The organism is Janibacter terrae (genome assembly GCF_039636765.1).
GTDB lineage: Bacteria > Actinomycetota > Actinomycetes > Actinomycetales > Dermatophilaceae > Janibacter > Janibacter terrae.
Map to the genome: position 1 here is coordinate 709,664 of NZ_CP144167.1, position 15,496 is coordinate 725,159.

13 protein-coding genes are annotated in these 15,496 nt (G+C 72.3%); 8 read left to right on the forward strand and 5 right to left on the reverse strand.

Annotation, left to right across the window (positions count from 1 at the left end; all coding sequences use genetic code 11):
- Positions 1–4: 4 nt before the first annotated feature.
- Positions 5–1,135 carry a diacylglycerol/lipid kinase family protein gene (locus V3C34_RS03580; protein ID WP_346008100.1) on the reverse strand — a complete coding sequence of 377 codons (1,131 nt, stop codon included), beginning with the start codon at positions 1,133–1,135 and terminating at the stop codon, positions 5–7.
- Between the two features lie 96 nt (positions 1,136–1,231).
- Here V3C34_RS03580 and serS point away from each other — a divergent pair, with 96 nt between their 5' ends.
- Complete coding sequence (serS, locus tag V3C34_RS03585) at positions 1,232–2,554, forward strand: serine--tRNA ligase (RefSeq protein ID WP_346008101.1); 1,323 nt, start codon at positions 1,232–1,234, stop codon at positions 2,552–2,554.
- Positions 2,555–2,652: 98 nt separating this feature from the next.
- Entirely contained in the window at positions 2,653–5,388 is a 2,736-nt protein-coding gene (locus tag V3C34_RS03590) for a LuxR C-terminal-related transcriptional regulator (RefSeq protein WP_346008102.1), read from the forward strand.
- A gap of 48 nt (positions 5,389–5,436) precedes the next feature.
- Here the strand turns inward: V3C34_RS03590 and V3C34_RS03595 are convergent, their stop codons facing one another.
- The 3 genes from V3C34_RS03595 to V3C34_RS03605 are packed head-to-tail and all read right to left on the reverse strand — an operon-like array spanning position 5,437 to position 7,882.
- Positions 5,437–6,237, reverse strand: a complete 801-nt coding sequence (locus V3C34_RS03595) for an ABC transporter permease (RefSeq protein ID WP_068425029.1) — start codon at positions 6,235–6,237, stop codon at positions 5,437–5,439.
- Complete coding sequence (locus V3C34_RS03600) at positions 6,234–7,199, reverse strand: ATP-binding cassette domain-containing protein (protein WP_346008103.1); 966 nt, start codon at positions 7,197–7,199, stop codon at positions 6,234–6,236. The genes V3C34_RS03595 and V3C34_RS03600 overlap by 4 nt, the downstream gene beginning before the upstream one ends.
- Before the next feature lie 35 nt (positions 7,200–7,234).
- The gene (locus tag V3C34_RS03605; RefSeq protein WP_346008104.1) at positions 7,235–7,882 is read right to left on the reverse strand and encodes a DedA family protein; all 648 of its coding nucleotides are present in this window, start codon (positions 7,880–7,882) and stop codon (positions 7,235–7,237) included.
- A gap of 91 nt (positions 7,883–7,973) precedes the next feature.
- On the opposite strand from V3C34_RS03605, the gene V3C34_RS03610 reads away from it, so the two are divergent.
- Positions 7,974–8,606: a TrmH family RNA methyltransferase gene (locus V3C34_RS03610; protein ID WP_346008105.1), complete on the forward strand. Its 633-nt coding sequence runs from the start codon at positions 7,974–7,976 to the stop codon at positions 8,604–8,606.
- Positions 8,607–8,621: 15 nt separating this feature from the next.
- Here the strand turns inward: V3C34_RS03610 and putP are convergent, their stop codons facing one another.
- Positions 8,622–10,148 carry a sodium/proline symporter PutP gene (gene putP, locus V3C34_RS03615; protein ID WP_346008106.1) on the reverse strand — a complete coding sequence of 509 codons (1,527 nt, stop codon included), beginning with the start codon at positions 10,146–10,148 and terminating at the stop codon, positions 8,622–8,624.
- A 134-nt stretch (positions 10,149–10,282) separates the two neighbouring features.
- Here putP and V3C34_RS03620 point away from each other — a divergent pair, with 134 nt between their 5' ends.
- The 5 genes from V3C34_RS03620 to V3C34_RS03640 all read left to right on the forward strand — a co-directional run bounded on the left by V3C34_RS03620 (position 10,283) and on the right by V3C34_RS03640 (position 15,428).
- Positions 10,283–11,488 carry a pyridoxal phosphate-dependent aminotransferase gene (locus tag V3C34_RS03620; protein ID WP_068327111.1) on the forward strand — a complete coding sequence of 402 codons (1,206 nt, stop codon included), beginning with the start codon at positions 10,283–10,285 and terminating at the stop codon, positions 11,486–11,488.
- Between the two features lie 134 nt (positions 11,489–11,622).
- The gene (fbaA, locus tag V3C34_RS03625; protein ID WP_068327109.1) at positions 11,623–12,657 is read left to right on the forward strand and encodes a class II fructose-bisphosphate aldolase; all 1,035 of its coding nucleotides are present in this window, start codon (positions 11,623–11,625) and stop codon (positions 12,655–12,657) included.
- The gene (locus tag V3C34_RS03630) at positions 12,657–13,058 is read left to right on the forward strand and encodes a DUF3151 domain-containing protein (protein ID WP_068327106.1); all 402 of its coding nucleotides are present in this window, start codon (positions 12,657–12,659) and stop codon (positions 13,056–13,058) included. Before fbaA ends, V3C34_RS03630 begins: the two co-directional genes overlap by 1 nt.
- A gap of 203 nt (positions 13,059–13,261) precedes the next feature.
- Positions 13,262–14,059 carry a hypothetical protein gene (locus V3C34_RS03635; RefSeq protein WP_346008107.1) on the forward strand — a complete coding sequence of 266 codons (798 nt, stop codon included), beginning with the start codon at positions 13,262–13,264 and terminating at the stop codon, positions 14,057–14,059.
- A gap of 79 nt (positions 14,060–14,138) precedes the next feature.
- Entirely contained in the window at positions 14,139–15,428 is a 1,290-nt protein-coding gene (locus tag V3C34_RS03640) for an adenylosuccinate synthase (protein ID WP_068425011.1), read from the forward strand.
- Positions 15,429–15,496 lie beyond the last annotated feature (68 nt).

A 15,496-nucleotide genomic window follows, 5' to 3' on the forward strand; every position in this document is an offset into this window, starting at 1 on the left:
CGGCCTAGGCGCCGGCCACGCGCACGATCAGGGCCTGCGGGTCGACGCTCACCCGCAGCCGCGAGGCCTCCCCGATGACGTCGCCGTCGACCTGCACGGGGTGCGGCTCGTCGACCTCGGCGGTGTAGACCGAGCCGGAGGTGCGGATCAGCTCGGAGCCGTCGCGCATGCTGCGGCCGAGGACCCGGACCGCGACCGAGCCCCAGCCGATGAGCGTCCTCGGGGCGACGACCACGCCGTCGAGCAGACCGTCCTCGAGCCGGGCGCTCGGGACGAGCTGGATCCCGCCCTGCAGGGTGCCGCAGTTGCAGATGAGGAAGCTCCGGGCGCTCACCGGGTCCTGCTCCCGTCCGTCGACGCTCCACCGCACGCGGAAGCGGGTGACGAAGAGCTTGCGCAGCCCGGTGACGAAGTAGGCCGACCAGCCCACCCTGGCCTTGAGGTCCTCGCTCGTGCCGTCCATGATCTCCGCGTCGAAGCCCATGCCCGCCATGACGAGGAAGGGGTGGCGCTGCACCGGCGGACCCTCGACCGGGTGCTCGGCCTGCCCGGAGTCCTCGGTCGCCGGCTCCTCGGCGGGGTCGAGCTCGAGCCACGCGACGTCGATGGCCTTGTTGCGACCGTTGTACGCGACCCGGAGCGCGGGGACGAGGTCCACGCCGACGGGGATGTCGAGGTTGCGGGCCAGGAGGTTGCCCGTGCCGCGGGGGAGCAGCCCCATCGGTGTGCGCGTGCCGGCGAGGGCCACCGCGACCGCGCGGATGGTGCCGTCACCGCCGAGCGGGCAGACGACGTGGACGCCCTCGTCGAGCGCCTGACGCGTCTGGCCGGTCCCCGGGTCGTCGATCGTGGTCTCGATGAAGAGCGGCTCGGCCCAGCCGAGCTGGGTGCTCGCGGCCGCGAGCTCGGCGCGGGTCGCGGCGACGTCGGTGAACTTCGTCGGGTTGATGATGATCGCCGCCCGCCGGGGCGTCTCCCGCGCGTCCTTGTCCTTGCGGAAGCTGCCGCGGGTCGGGCGGGGCTTGCGGTGCCGAGCGCTCGGGGCGCCGGGGCCGGCGAGCACGAGCGCAGCGGCGACGCCGACGAGTACGAGGGAGAGCGCGATGACGATCGCCAAGAGGGTCCAGTCCGACACGCCGGTGACGCTACCGGACCGTAGGCCGTGGGCCCGTCGTCGACCGGGCCGGGGCGCCGGGCCGACAGCGTCCACATCGCGGATATCCTGCGTGTCGTGATCGACCTCAAGTTCCTGCGCGACCAGCCCGATGCCGTCCGAGCGAGCCAGCGTGCCCGCGGCGAGGACGAGTCACTCGTCGACACGGTGGTCGCCGCCGACGAGCGGCGCCGCGCGGCGATCGGGGCCTACGAGAGCGCGCGGGCGGAGCAGAAGGCCGCGAGCAAGGAGCTCGGTCCCGTCATGGGTCGTCTCGCCAGGGCGAAGAAGGCCGGGGAGGACGTCGCGGACCTCGAGGTCGAGGCGGCCGCCCTGCGGGACAAGGGGGCCGCGATGTCGGCCCGGGTCAAGGAGCTCGAGGCCGCGGCCGACGAGGCGAAGGGGGAGCTGGACACCTCCCTTCGCGCCATCGGCAATGTCATCCAGCCGGGCGTGCCCGCGGGCGGCGAGGAGGACTTCGACCTCGTCGAGGAGGTCGGTACCCCACGCGACTTCGCCGCGGAGGGCTTCGAGCCCAGGGACCACCTCGAGCTCGGCGAGCTGCTCGGCGCCATCGACATGGAGCGCGGTGCGAAGGTGAGCGGCAGCCGCTTCTACTACCTCACCGGGGTCGGTGCACAGCTCGAGTGGGCGCTCATGGGGCTGGCGCAGCGGATCGCCGGCGAGGAGGGGTTCACGCCCCTCGTCGTGCCCAACCTCGTGCGTCCGGAGACGATGGCCGGCGCCGGCTTCCTCGACGCGCACGGCGACGAGGTCTACCAGCTCCCCGCCGACGACCTGTACCTCACGGGCACCTCCGAGGTCGCGCTCGCCGGCTTCCACGCCGACGAGATCCTCGACCTGTCGCAGGGCCCGCTGCGCTACGTCTCGACCTCGACCTGCTACCGCCGCGAGGCCGGCAGCTACGGCAAGGACACCCGCGGCATCTTCCGGGTGCACCAGTTCCAGAAGACGGAGATGTTCGTCTTCTGCCGCCCCGAGGACGCCGTCGCCGAGCACGACAACCTGCTGCGCATCGAGCGCCGGGTCCTCGAGGCGCTCGAGCTGCCCTACCGGGTCATCGACGTCGCGGCCGGTGACCTCGGCGGGCCGGCGAGCCGCAAGTACGACTGCGAGGCGTGGGTGCCGACGCAGGCGAAGTACCGGGAGCTGACCTCGACGAGCAACTGCACGACCTTCCAGGCGCGTCGTCTGAACATCCGCGAGCGCAACGCGGAGGGCGGCGGCACGCGCACGATCGCCACGCTCAACGGGACGGCGATCACGAGCACCCGTCCGATCGTCGCGCTCCTCGAGAACCACCAGCAGGCCGACGGCTCCGTGCGCGTGCCCGCGGCCCTCCAGCCCTTCCTCGGTCGCGAGGTCATCGCCCCTCGTTGAGCACCACGGCGGACGCGAAGGGGGTCCCCCGGCGGCGCTCAGGTCCGTTGGCTAACTTGGAGGTGTCCGCCGACGGCGGTGGAGACGGAGGAGCTGGAGTGGATCTCGCTGCGCGGCACGCCGTGGGCACCCCCGCCCCGGTCGGTCGTGCCCGCCTCGTGGGCGCGGTGACCGCACGGGTCCTCGACGGCCAGGCGGTCGCGATCCACGGACCCCGCGGGATGGGGCGCAGCACCGTCCTCGACCTCGTGACGGCGGCGGTGCCCAACGCGGTGCCGGTGCGGCTGCACCGTCGGGGCACCCGGGGCCACGCCGCACAGGTCATCGCGCAGGCCTTCCCGGCCGAGACCCTGGACGAGCTGCCGGAGCGGATGCGCGCGCGGCTCGCCGACACCCGCCTGCTCTCCGGCAACGACCCGACGGCCCAGCTCGGGGACGCCCTGACCGAGCTGCTCACCACCCACGCCGCCCGAGCCCCCTTCGTCCTCGTCCTCGACGACGCCCAGCACCTCGACCTGCTGAGCCTCGTCGCGCTGCGGACGGCCGCCAGCCGCTCGCTCGGGCCCGGCACGCTCGGGATCCTGCTGTCGGTGGGGCCGGCGGAGGTGTCGGCGCGCACCGGCTTCGTGCCGGACCCGCTCGACACCCGGGAGATCCCGCTGCTGCACATCGACCTCGCGCCACTGGCCGGCGCGGACACGGTCGAGATGCTCACGTCCGTCGGTGTGCCGACCGACACGGCCCTGTGGGCGCACCGCGAGTCGGGTGGCAACCCCGGCCTGGCGCACCAGCTCGCGGCCGCGACGGACTCCCAGAGCCCCCTGGAGATGACCCGGGCGGTCGACGCCCTCGCGCGCGGCCACGCCAACGCGCTGTCCGAGCAGGTGCGCACGACGCTGCGCCGCGTCGCGGCCATGCACCAGCCGACGGCGGCGGTCCTCGGACGGATCTTCGGCCCGGACGCCGACGCGAGCATCGCCACGGCCCGGGCGCTCGCGATGATCGTCACCGAGGACGACTACCTGCGCCTCACGCCGGCTGCCCTGGGCGACGTGCTGCTCGAGTCGATCGACAGCGACGAGCTCGTGCGCCTGCACCGCGAGCTCGCCGAGCACGCCGACAACGACGGCCTGGTGCGTTACCACCTCGCGCTCGCCGGCGACCCGTCGACGAGCCCCGCCGACCTCGCGTCCTCCGCCGCTGGGGCCGCTGCGCGCGGCGAGCACGACCTCGCCGGCCACCTCTACCTGCTGGCCGCGGACGCCGGGACGCCCGAACGAGCCGAGTGGCTCACCTGCTGCCTGGAGAACGCGGTCATCGGCAAGGAGACCCGCGTCCTGCACCGCGCCGTCCAGGCCGCCGTCGAGCTCACCGACCCCAACCACCGGGTGCGCGCCGACCTCGCCCTCGTCGAGCTGGGCGACCCTGCTCCCGACGAGGTCCTCGTCTCCGCGATGCAGGCCTCGCGCCGGCACCCCGAGCTGCAGGCCCGCGTGCTGCTGCAGCGCGCCCGTGTCCTCCTCAGCACGCACGACCTGCGCACGGCACTCGACCTGGCCCGCCGCTCGGCGGAGCTGGCCGCCCGCGCCGACCGCCCGGACATCGAGGTCGAGGCGCTCACCGCCGCGGCCTCGGTGAGTCGCACGCTGGGCGAAGGGGGGGCCCGCGAGCTCATCGAGGAGGCCGCCGCGCTCGCCGCTCCGCCGCGGCCGGGCCAGGTGCACACCTCCGCGCGCTACATCGCGGCGCGCTTCGCGCTGCACGACGACGACCTGCAGCGAGCGCGCGCGGAGTTCGTCGACATGCTCGCCGACGTCGGCCAGGACGCCGGGTACGACACCGTGCACATCCTGCGCAGCCTCGTCGAGATCGTCGCGCGGCAGGGACGAGGACGCGAGGCGCTGGAGCTGGCGGGGCGGGCGACCCGGGCGGCGACGCACTTCGACACCCCGGTCGCGACCACCTGGTACATCGAGTCGGTGGCCGAGTCGGTGGGCGGGACCTTCGAGAGGTGCGCGGTGGTGAGCGCCCGCGGGGTCGCGCTCGCCCGGGAGCAGGACGACGAGCGCTACCTGCGCCGCCAGCTCACCTGTCTCGGGCTCGCTCGGCTGCACCTCGACGACCTCACGGGGGCGGTGGCGGTCTACCGGGAGCTGCGCGCGATCGACGCGGCGAGCGGGATCCAGGACGTGACGGCGCTGCGCTGGCACACCGATGCGGTGACGGCCCTCGCCCTCACCGGCGAGGTGGCCGAGGCCGAGGAGCTGCTGGCCCTGGTGCGCGAGAGCCTCGACTCCGGGCAGGGCGCCCCCGGCGTCGTCATCGCCGCGGACCGGGCGGCTGCCGAGATCGCGGCCGCGCGGGGTGACCTCGACGAGGCGCGCCGGCTCGTGACCCGGGCGGCCACGGCCGCCGCGGAGCGCCGGCTGCCCATCGAGCAGGCCCGCTCCCTGGTCGCGCTCGCCCACCTCGAGCGCCGGGCCCGGCGGACCGGTCGCAGCCGCGAGGCGTCCGAGCGGGCCCGTGAGGTGCTGCGGCCGCTGCATGCGGAGCCGTGGACGGCGTGGGTGCAGGCCCGGTTCCCCGAGGGCGCGGCGCTGCACAGCCTCGAGCCCGAGCAGTCGGACAGCGCCGACCCGCTCGCCGAGCTGACGCTCACCGAGCAGCAGGTCGCCGCCCTGGTCGCCGACGGCGCGAGCAACCGCGAGATCGCCCAGCGCCTCCACCTGAGCGTCAAGACGGTCGAGGGGACCCTGACGCGGATCTACCGCAAGTCCGGCGTGCGCTCGCGCACCCAGCTCGCGACCCTCGTCCTCGGCCATGGTTGGCGCTGATCCAAGGGAGGCGACCGGCCCCCACCCGACCCGCCGCCAACCTCCGCGTCAGTCCGTCGTCCGGGCGTTGAAGGCGCGCAGCGCCAGCGGCGCGATGACGAGCGTGATCCCGACGGACCAGATGATCGTCGCGAGCTCGGGGTGGTGCAGCGGCCACGGGGCGTCCGCGCGCAGGGGCTGACCGGCGACGCCCCAGTTGTCGCGCATGGCCTGGCTCAGGGCGCTGATGGGGTTCCACTCCGCGATCGTGCGCAGCCAGGTCGGCATGACGTCGGTGCGCGCGAAGGCGTTGGAGAGGAAGGTGACCGGGAAGATCGTCGTGAACATCAGCCCGTTGACCGCCTCGACGGAGCGCATGGCCGAGCCGACGAGGATGCCGATCCAGATCATCGCGAAGCCGAAGAGCAGCAGCAGCCCGTACCCGACGAGCGCGTTGACCACCCCGTCGTGGAGCCGCCACCCGATGAACAGACCCGTCACCGACATGACCGCGACGCCGATGCTCGAGTGGATGAGCGCGGCGATGCTGCGGGAGACGAGGATCGAGGAGCGCTGGATGGGCAGGGAGCGCAGGCGGTCGACCATGCCCTTGCCGATGTCGGTGTTGAGGCCGACGGCGACGATGAAGGAGCTGAAGGCGATGGTCTGCGCCATGATCCCGGGCAGCAGCCACGGCTTGTAGTCCACGCCGGGGATGTTGATGGAGCCGCCGAAGACGTACGCGAAGAGCAGCACGAACATGACCGGCTGGATCGTCACGTCGGTGAGCATCTCGGGCTGGCGCTTGATGTGCGTGAGGTTGCGGCGCACGAGGGTGGTGATCTGGCGGGTGCGGCTCGCCCCGGTCATGCCGGTGCCTCCTGGTTGCTGGACTCCCCGGCCGTGTGACCGGTGAGGGAGAGGAAGACGTCGTCGAGGCTGGGCCGCTGCATGCCGAGGTCGTCGACCTCGATCCCGGCCCCGTCGAGCTCGCCCGCGATCCGGGTCAGCTCCGCGACGGCGGCGCCCGGGGCGGTGAGCCGCCGAGCGTCCGCGTCGACGTGCAGCTCGCCGACGATCCGGCGGACGAGCCCGGCGGCCCGGCCGACCTCGTCGTGCCGGGAGACCGTGACGACGAGGCTCGTCGCGCCGGACTGGTTCTTCAGCTCGAGCGGGGTGCCCTGGGCGATGATCCTCCCGTGGTCGATGACGCAGACCCGGTCGGCCAGCTGGTCGGCCTCGTCGAGGTACTGCGTCGTAAGCAGCAGCGTCGTGCCGTCGCGCACGAGGTCACGCAGCACGTCCCACAGCTCGACGCGGCTGCGCGGGTCGAGGCCGGTGGTCGGCTCGTCGAGGAAGAGGACCGACGGGTGGGCGACGAGGCTGACCGCGAGGTCGATGCGCCGTCGCATGCCGCCGGAGTAGTCCCGGACCACCTTGTTGCCCGCCTCGGTCAGCGAGAACCGCTCGAGCAGGTCGTCGGCACGCCGGCGCACCTCGCGCCCGGGCAGGCCGTAGAGGTCGCCGATCAGACGCAGGTTCTCCCGCCCGGTCAGCAGGTCGTCGACCGTCGCGCTCTGGGCGGTCAGGCCCATGCTCGCGCGCACCGCGTCGGGCTGCGTCGCCACGTCGTGGCCGGCGACCCGGGCTGACCCGCTCGTGGGGACCGTCAGCGTCGTCATCATCCGCACGGTGGTCGTCTTGCCCGCGCCGTTGGGCCCCAGGAGGCCGAAGACGGTGCCCCGGGGCACCGTGAAGCTCACGTCGTCGACGGCCGTGAAGTCGCCGAATCGCTTGACCAGGCCCTCGGCCTCGATCACCGGTGTCGTCATGTCGGACCACGCTAGGGCCGGCACCCGAGCGCGCACTACCGCTTTTCGAGCTCGATGTGGTCGTCGGGGTCGTGGCTGCGGCGCAGCGAGCGGCGGACCATCCACACGAGCACACCGACGGCGGTCAGGACGATGAGCGCGTAGACGACCTTGCTGATCGGGTCCATGTACCGCTCGACGAGCTCGTAGCGGTCGCCGAGCTGGAACCCGATCCACACGAAGAGGCTGTTCCAGATGAGCGACCCGGCGCTCGTGTAGCCGACGAACTTCGCCAGCGGCATCCGGTCGATGCCGGCCGGGATCGAGATGAGGCTGCGGATGCCCGGCACGAAGCGCCCGAAGAAGACCGCCTTGGCCCCGTGCCTGGAGAACCACGCGTCGGTCTTGTCGATGTCCGCGACGTCGACGAGCGGCATCCGGCGCGCGATGCCCCGCAGCCGGTCCATGCCCAGCGCGGCGCCCAGCCCGTACAGCAGCAGCGCGCCCGTGACCGAGCCCAGCGTCGCCCAGAGGATCGCCTCGACGACGGAGTACCGGCCCTGCGCGGCGGTGAAACCGGCCAGGGGCAGGATCACCTCGCTCGGGATCGGCGGGAAGATGTTCTCGAGGAAGATCCCGAGCGCGATGCCGGGCCCCCCGATGCTGTCCATGAGGTCGAGGACCCACTGGACGATGGTGTTCATGCGGCCCTTCCGAGGGTGGCGTCTACGGTGGGGCCCCGTGGGCACCCCGGATGATCATGCCAAGGCTACGGGCGCTCCCTTCGCGCACCCTGTGAACCACGGGGTCGGGCCGTGGGAGGGTGACTGGCCGCAGGACGAGCGCCTCGACCCGCAGCTGCTCCGCGAGGGCGACCGGCGCAACGTCGAGGACCGGTACCGCTACTGGTCGCACGACGCGATCACCGCGGACCTGGCCACGCGGCGCCACGCCTTCCACGTCGCGATCGAGAACTGGGAGCACGACTTCAACATCGGCTCGGTGGTGCGCACCGCCAACGCGTTGGGGGCGGCCGCCTTCCACATCGTCGGCAAGCGGCGGTGGAACCGTCGCGGCGCGATGGTCACGGACCGCTACCAGGTCGAGCACCACCACCCCGACGTCCCGTCCTTCCTCGCCTGGGCGAGCACTGCGGGCGAAGGAGGGACCCCCCTTCCCGTCATCGGCATCGACAACGTGCCGGGATCGGTCCCGATCGAGACCCACGACCTGCCGCGCGGGTGCGTCCTCGTCCTCGGGCAGGAGGGCCCCGGCATCAGCCCGGAGATGCTCGCTGCCTGCGACGTGGTCCTGGCGATCAGCCAGTTCGGCTCGACGCGCTCGATGAACGCAGGTGCCGCCGCAGCCATCGCGATGCACGCGTGGGTGCGGCGGCACACCTTCGGTCAGGTACCCGGCGAGGGCTGACCCTGCGGTCGGGCGCTACCTGGTCGCGGCGAGGTCGATGTCCCCGCGGGAGGCGCCGAGCTCGCGCTCCATGCTGTCGAACTCGGCCTGGATCTCCGGGTCCGTGGACGGCTTGGCGAGCGAGACGGCGACCGTGACGAGCAGGTTGAGCAGGAAGCCGGGGACGATCTCGTACATCCGGTCGCTCAGGCTGTCGATGTTGCCCCAGACGAAGACCGTGACCGCGCCGACGACCATGCCGGCGAGGGCGCCGGTGGCCGTGAGGCGCCGCCAGTAGAGCGAGAGCAGGACGATCGGGCCGAAGGCGGCACCGAAGCCGGCCCACGCGAAGGCGACGAGCTCGAGGATCGCCGAGTCGGGGTCGAGGGCGAGGACGAGGCCGACGAGCGCGACGACGAGCACGCCGACCCGGCCGTAGAGGAGCAGCGCCTTGTCCGAGGCCTTGCGCCCGGTGAGGTTGACCAGGTCCTCGACGAGGGCGGAGGAGCAGACGACGAGCTGGCTCGACATCGTCGACATGATCGCGGCGAGGACGGCGGCGAGCACGAAGCCGGCGACGAGGGGGTGGAAGAAGATCTGCGCCAGCAGGAGGAAGACGGTCTCGGGGTCCTCGATCTGCTTCGCCGGGTCGGCACCGTTGAAGTAGGCGACACCGATGATCGCGGTGGTGATCGCGCCGAGCGCCGTGATGATCATCCAGGTGGTGCTGACGATCCGGCCGTAGTGCGCGTCGGCAGGGGTGCGCAGCGCCATGAACCGCACGATGATGTGCGGCTGGCCGAAGTAGCCCAGGCCCCACGCGGCCGTCGAGATGATCGCGAGGACGAGCAGGCCGGTGCCCTCGTCGCCGGCGAACAGGTTGAACACGTCCGGGTTGACGGCACGGGCACCGTCGGCGATCTCGCCCGGCGAGCCGACCTCGAAGAGCGCGACGAAGGGGACGGCGACGAGCGCGGCGAACATCAGCAGGCCCTGCGCGACGTCGGTGAGGGTCGCCCCGAGGAAGCCGCCGAAGAGCGTGTAGGCCAGCGTGACCGCGGCGACGAGGAGCACGCCGTGCAGGTAGGTCCAGCCGAAGGAGCTCTCGAAGAACTTGCCCGCGGCGACCATGCCGGAGGAGACGTAGAAGGTGAAGAAGGCGAGGATGACGACCGCCGCGACGATGCGCAGCAGGTTGGTCCGGTCGCGCAGGCGGCGCCCGAAGTAGCTCGGGATGGTGATCGAGTCGCCGGCGATCTCGGTGTAGGCGCGCAGGCGGGGCGCGACGAACTTCCAGTTGAGCCACGCGCCGATCGTCAGGCCGATGGCGATCCAGCTCTCGATGAGGCCGGAGGCGTAGATGGCACCGGGCAGGCCCATGAGCAGCCAGCCGGACATGTCGGCGGCGTTGGCGGACAGGGCCGCGACGGCCGGGTGCAGGCCGCGCTCGGCGAGCATGTACCCGTCGATGTTGCGGGTGCGGGTGTAGGCGTAGTAGCCGATCGCGAGCATCGCGGTGAAGTACACGCCGATGGCGATGAGCTGGTAGGTCGTCTCGGACACGACGAGGTCCTCTCCGGTTGGTGTGGCCGGGGCACACTACATCCGAAGGCGCCCGCACACACCCTGCGTCCTCCCTCGCTCCCTGAGGAGGTCGCGCAGCGACCGTCCCGAAGGGCAGTGTGAGGATGGACCCCATGGACAGCCGTGACACCCCCTTCGCCCCGTCCGCCCGGTCCGCGGTTGCCCCCTTCGAGGTCATGGACGTGCTCGCCACCGTCGCGCGGATGCGAGCTGAGGGAAGGGAGGTCGTCTCCCTCTGCGCCGGCGAGCCGAGCCAGGGCGCGCCGAGCGCGGTGCAGGTGGCGGCGGCCCGGATCCACGCGGAGGCACGGCCCCTCGGGTACACGCCGGCGCTCGGCACGACCCCCCTCCGGGCCGCGATCGCGGGCCACTACTCCCGCTGGTACGGCCTCGACGTCGACCCGGCCGAGGTCGCCGTGACGACCGGGAGCTCCGGTGGCTTCGTCCTGGCCTTCCTCGCGGCCTTCGACCACGGCGAGCGCGTCGCGCTGGCCCGCCCCGGCTACCCGGCGTACCGCAACATCCTCGAGGCGCTCGGCTGCGAGGTCGTCGACATCGCGACCGGCCCCACGGAGCGCTACCAGCCGACCGTCGCGCAGCTCGAGGCCGTCCACGCGCAGGCCCCGCTCGCCGGCCTCGTCCTCGCCTCGCCGGCGAACCCGACGGGCACGATGGTCGACCGCGGCGAGCTCACCGCGATCGCCGCCTGGTGCAGCGCCCACGGCGTCCGCCTCGTGAGCGACGAGATCTACCACGGCGTGACGTACGGCGAGGGCCCGGACGCGAAGGGGGTGAGCGCCCGGGAGGTCGACGAGCACGCGATCGTCGTCTCGTCCTTCAGCAAGTACTGGGGGATGACGGGGTGGCGACTGGGCTGGCTGCTCGTGCCGCAGGACCTGCGGTCGGCCGTCGACGCCCTCGCGGGCAACATCGCGCTGTGCCCGCCCGCCGCGGCGCAGGAGGCGGCGGTCGCGGCCTTCGCCGAGGAGACGTACGCGGAGGGCGAGGCCGCGCGGCTGCAGTTCGCGCGGGCGCGCGAGGTGCTGCTCCAGCGTGCCCCCGAGCTCGGGTGGGGCGCGGCGGCGCCCGCGGACGGCGCCTTCTACTACTGGGCCGAGCTCGGTGACGCGCTCGCGGGCTTCGCCGACTCCGGCGAGTACGCGGCCGCGCTGCTCGAGGCGACCGGTGTCGCGGTGACGCCCGGCGGGGACTTCGACCCGGTGATCGGGTCGCGCTGCGTGCGGCTGTCCCTCGCCGCCGGCCCGGAGGCCATCGCCGAGGCGCTCGACCGGATCATCGCCTGGCAGGCGTCGCGCTGACCGCATCCCGGCCGTCTCGCTCCCTGACGCGCGGAGCTACCCGGGCGTAACGGCGGTGACCCTTGGCCGGGCGCCGGGCGGATCTGCGAGGATCAGCAGGACGACCACCGAGCCGTGCCAGGAGGCCCACCGCCATGCCCATCGCAACCCCCGACGTCTATCGAGACATGCTCGACCGCGCGAAGGCCGGGTCCTTCGCCTACCCGGCCATCAACGTCACCTCGAGCCAGACCCTCAACGCCGCCATCCGCGGCTTCGCCGAGGCCGGCAGCGACGGCATCGTCCAGGTGTCCACCGGTGGTGGCGAGTACCTGTCCGGCCCGACCATCAAGGACATGGTCACCGGCTCGCTCGCGCTCGCGGCCTACGCGCAGGAGGTGGCGAAGAACTACGACGTCAACATCGCCCTGCACACCGACCACTGCCCCAAGGACAAGCTCGACGGGTTCGTCCGTCCGCTGCTCGCCGCGAGCAAGGAGCGGCGGGACGCCACCGGGCTGCCGATCTTCCAGTCGCACATGTGGGACGGGTCGGCGGTGCCGCTGGCCGAGAACCTGCAGATCGCCCAGGAGCTGCTCGAGCTGGCCAGGGCGGCCGACATCATCCTCGAGGTCGAGATCGGTGTCGTCGGCGGCGAGGAGGACGGGGTCGCCAACGAGATCAACGAGCAGCTGTACACGACCCCCGAGGACGCGCTCGCGACCGTCGAGGCCCTCGGTCTCGGTGAGAAGGGTCGCTACATGACGGCCCTCACCTTCGGCAACGTCCACGGCGTCTACAAGCCGGGCAACGTCAAGCTGCGCCCCGAGATCCTGAAGCAGTGCCAGGACGCGATCGTCGCGAAGTACGGCAGCGACCACGGCGAGCACCCGCTCGACCTCGTCTTCCACGGTGGCTCGGGCTCGAGCGCCCAGGAGATCAGCGACGCGGTCGACTTCGGCGTCGTCAAGATGAACGTCGACACCGACACGCAGTACGCCTTCACCCGCCCGGTCGCCGGCTGGATGCTCGAGAACTACACGGGCGTGCTGAAGATCGACGGCGAGGTCGGCAACAAGAAGCAGTACGACCCCCGCGCGTGGGGCAAGGAGGCCGAGGCGTCGATGGCCGCCCGCGTCGTCGAGGCCTGCGAGAACCTCCGCTCGGCCGGGACGTCGGTGAAGGCCTGATGGACAACCTGCTCGGCATCCCTGAGACCAAGCTGCCCGAGGACCCCGCCGCGGCGCGGATCGACGGGGGCGAGGACGCGGCGAAGGTGGCGGCGGACCTCCCTTCGTCCTCCCTGCCGTGGGCCGTCCTCGCCGAGACCGCGCTCGACGGCGGCCGCTCGATCGAGGCCTACGCCTACGCGCGGACCGGCTACCACCGCGGTCTCGACGCGCTGCGCCGCTCGGGCTGGAAGGGGCAGGGGCCGGTGCCGTGGGCCCATGTGCCCAACCGCGGCTTCCTGCGCTCCCTCGCCGCGCTGGCCCAGGCCGCCGGCGAGATCGGTGAGGCCGACGAGGAGCTGCGCTGCCGTACCTTCCTCAGCGACTCCTCGCTGGAGGCGGCCCGCGCGCTGCTCGGCTAACCCGGGACACACGAAGGGCGTCACGACCGTGGTCGTGACGCCCTGCGTGTCGGTCCGGTGTCCCGCAGCCCGGAGCATCCGGCGGGAGGCGCCGCTGAGAAGTCCCCTGATTTCGTGTGCGGCGCCCCCGCACTGATCACAGTTTGCACCATTCGTCCACGTGATCCCGGCACCCGACGGCCACTGGCACTAACATGCCACGCATGTCCCCGACCGCGGCACCCGACGACGAGCCGCTGCGCCGCCTCGAGCGCTACCTCGCCGCAGACACCATCCGCGTCGAGGAGGCCCGCGAGCGGCTCACCGACATCGGTGACCTCCTCATCACGCTGCGGGCCCGGATGCACAACATCGACCTCGGCGACGACCCCGGTGTGCAGGTGCTCACGCAGGACGTCGCCGCGCCGATCATCGACCGCATCGCCAGCCAGGTCGCGCGCGTCGACAACGTCGTCACCGACATCGAGCCGGGGGCGGGTCGCGAGGAGACCAGCACGCGCCACGAGCGCGACCGGGCGATGGCCGGGCAGGTGCAGCGCACGCTCGTCCACCCGATCGTCCTCGAGAGCGAGATCTCCAGCGCCGAGCTGGCCGCCGGCCGGACCGCCGGACAGCTGCAGCGGGTGTCCGACCTCGTCGAGTCCGCATTCTGCGTCCTGGGGGAGGAGGCCGTCCTCACCCTCGCCACGTGGGCCGACCCCACGTCCAACTACGTCCTGATCCGCAACCCCGCGCTCGTGCACCACTTCCGGGCGTGGTTCGAGCTGCTGTGGTCGCACGCACCGGTCATCGAGGCCGCCGATGCCGACGCCGACGAGGCGCTGCTGCACATGCTCATGCTCGGGGCCAAGGACGAGATGATCGCCCGCTCGCTCCACGTCGGTCTGCGCACCGTGCGCCGCCGGGTGGCCGCACTCATGGACCGCTACGGCGTCGCCACGCGCTTCCAGCTGGGCGCAGCGCTGGAGCGCGACGGTCGGCTGTCGGGGCCCGCTCGGTAGAGTGAGGGGGAGCAGCCACGGGCGCGCCCGTGGCTGGACTGCTGTCGAGACCCGCACCTGGTGCGGGCGAGGAGGACCGATGCCGGCGATCGTGCTGGTCGGCGCCCAGTGGGGCGACGAGGGCAAGGGCAAGGCCACCGACCTGATGGGCAACGACGTCGACTACGTCGTGAAGTTCAACGGTGGCAACAACGCGGGTCACACCGTCGTCATCGACGGTGAGAAGTACGCCCTGCACCTGCTGCCCTCGGGCATCCTCACCCCGAGCGTCGTGCCGGTCATCGGCAACGGCGTGGTCATCGACCTCGAGGTCCTCTTCCAGGAGCTCGACGGGCTCGACGAGCGCGGGGTGGACACCTCCAGGCTGCTCATCAGCGCCAACGCGCACATCATCGCGCCGTACAACCGCACGCTCGACAAGGTCACCGAGCGCTTCCTCGGCAAGCGCAAGATCGGCACCACGGGCCGTGGCATCGGCCCGACCTACGCCGACAAGATGAACCGCGTCGGCATCCGGGTGCAGGACATCTTCGACGAGGGGATCCTGCGGCAGAAGGTCGAGGCCGCCCTGGACCTCAAGAACCAGATCCTCGCCAAGGTCTACAACACGCGCGCCGCCGACGTCGACGCCGTCGTCGACGAGCTGCTCTCCTACGCCGACCGGCTGCGGCCCATGGTCGCCGACACCACCCTCGAGCTCGAGCAGGCGCTCGACGCCGGCAAGAACGTGCTCCTCGAGGCCGGTCAGGCGACCCTGCTCGACGTCGACCACGGCACCTACCCCTTCGTCACCTCGTCCTCGGCGACCGCCGGCGGTGCGTGCACCGGGTCGGGCATCCCGCCGACCCGCGTGAGCCGCGTCATCGCGATCCTCAAGGCGTACTCGACACGCGTGGGCGAGGGGCCCTTCCCGACCGAGCTCTTCGACGACGACGGCGAGTTCCTGCGCAAGACCGGCCACGAGTACGGCACGACGACCGGCCGGCCGCGCCGGTGCGGCTGGCTCGACGTGGTCGTCGGGCGCTACGCCACCCGCATCAACGGCGTCACGGACTTCGTCGTCACCAAGCTCGACGTCCTCACGGGGCTGGAGCGCGTGCCGATCTGCGTCGCCTACGAGATCGACGGCGAGCGGGTCGAGCAGATGCCCGTCAACCAGTCCGACGTGCACCACGCGAAGCCGATCTACGAGTACCTCGACGGCTGGTGGGAGGACATCACCCACTGCCGCACCTTCGAGGAGCTGCCCGCCAACGCCCAGGCCTACGTGCTGCGGGTCGAGGAGCTCGTCGGGGCGCGGGTCTCGGCCATCGGGGTCGGCCCGGCGCGCGAGGAGATCATCCCGCGGCACCCGTTGCTCGACGCCTGAGCCCCCCTTCGTCCGGCCAAATGCCGTTGCCAGCGAGGCCCGCGTGCACCATGGTGGGTGCACGGGCC